We start from the raw sequence: 2,181 nt of genomic DNA, 5'->3' as shown, positions 1-2,181 counted from the left end.
TCTAAGGGCTTACCTAGTAACGGAATATCCTGACTAATCGCTGCTATATTCCCATTAAACAACACCTTTATACCGATCCCCGTAGCAAATGGGGTGGCAGCAGAATTAATTGGTGTATAATCCCTCCTACCATAGTAATGAATACCAAATCCATACACATCCTTCGCAACCTGGCTACCACTGGATCCGTCACCTCCCATATCAAAAACTGGTGTAACGGCTGTGCTATTCACCCCTTTCAGCCATCCCTGCAATGTATATGCATAGTCAACACCCTGCACCTGCTGCTGCCCTAATACGGTACGTGAAAGTGGTCCATGCTTATAATATTCATAATAGGCTTCATTCTCCCAATAAATACTATCATGACTGGTCTCAACATTCGTCAACCTGTTCTCTGCATCATAACTATAACGATGATAAAATGCATCCTTCTCTCCTGGCTGATAACCTACCCAATTCACTTTTCCACTTATAAGATCATACTTATAATGAATCTTTTTAAATCGGTTATACAACCGCGACATGGTCCCGCCCTTATAATCCTGCAACAGCGTACCCACATTCCCATGTATGTCATAACTATAGAATGTTGCCGTAGCAAAATTCATCGAATCCTGCGCCCCAGATGTATTAAAATACGAGGACCAGGAAACACGGTTTCTAAGGTTCTCCTGCGTCAAATAGGTACCCGATATCGGGGTATACAATGTATCATAAATAGTTTGGACAATCTGGGTACGAGTCCCTCTGGCAGCACTCATCCACGCAGAAAGACCTGCCTCACTCCGGCTGACATCATTCGTCATCGCTGTCGAACTCGTAATCTCCCCTACCTCGCTAATACGCCCTAATCCATCATAGCTGGTATAACTATATGCATTTACACCTATCTGCTTCGCATTCTGAGAAATAACCAACCGTCCTAAACGATCATACCAGAAATTAGACACTCCTCCATCCGGCGTCTGCTGTGATATCACCTGGTTCAGCGTATTATACCGATACTCCGTCGCCTGCGTATGTGCAGGCACATAAGTGCTACCTGATGCCCGTGCTGCTGCTAACGCAGCCCGCCAGGAAGCGCCCCGGTTGGTCACCACACCTGAAGGTGGTACCGTCCTCACCAGGTTACCCGCCTGATCATAATAGTACAAAGTATAATGATACTCACTTGTGGCATAAGACATCGTAAACAACTCACGTTCTCCCCCAGCGAGCGCTGTATCTCTATACAATTTATCAAAACTGTTCCTTAATGAATCTCGATACGAATGGTATTTTTCATATGCTAACGTATAAGCAAAGAAAGCCGTGTCTGAACAATTGGTGATGGAATCATTGACCGTACCAAAGATAGCCGTGGACTTACCACACAACAGATCTCTATCGTAAGAAGTATAATTAACATACTCGCATATATCAGTCGTACTACTACAAGTTCTCTGAATAATACTATTCAGCTGCGCCTTTGTATAAGACCAGCCCATCTGCTCATTTACATATGCAGCAAACTCTTCACAACGACTGGCTGTATAGGTGACATTTATATACGGTGGCTCAACATCATAATCTATAGTCGTACTGTTGTTCCAGAATATAATGGACTTCAGGTCCTTACTCTCTGTATCCTCATCACTTAACCTAAGCCGCATGCCATAATTCGTACCGTTCAGATAGGCACTGAACAAATCTTTCACCAGGTTCGTACACTCCTGATCTGTATAATCACTATTACTATATCCTATTGGGAAAGGACCAATGGTAACCCTGTTCACTTCTGTTACCGCTGGCTGATTTGCCCAGGTAGTACTGTCCACTGTCACCGGCCCTAATAAACGTTCAAAATATCCATATAATTCACTGGACGTAGAGTTCCTATGTGCACTGTCAGGATTCGAATTATACAATTCTATCTGCTCCGGCTTAGCAAATAAATTCAACGTCGCATTAGTGATGCTGGCATCCCTTGCCAATACGCTCAAATTAAATATCGCATTGTCACGAAGGTTATAATAAATACTTGATCCATTCCAGGAGGTAGATCCCACCACAGCAGCCAGAGAATATACGGATGTAGACGCAGGCGTGAATGAGTAAATATGCTTTACCGTTGACAATGGCACCTGCTTTGTCAACGTCAGCGTATCTCCGTCTGCCACCGGATGCGAGGCCAGGAAA

1 protein-coding gene is annotated in these 2,181 nt (G+C 44.0%); it reads right to left on the bottom strand.

All coding sequences use genetic code 11. The features are described from left to right. The coding region (locus tag BW716_RS37345; RefSeq protein WP_179091416.1) for a hypothetical protein at positions 1 to 2,181 on the bottom strand (2,181 nt) is incomplete at both ends.

Source organism: [Flexibacter] sp. ATCC 35208, assembly GCF_001975825.1.
Lineage (GTDB): Bacteria > Bacteroidota > Bacteroidia > Chitinophagales > Chitinophagaceae > Chitinophaga.
This window is presented reverse-complemented; position numbering and strand designations above follow the sequence as displayed.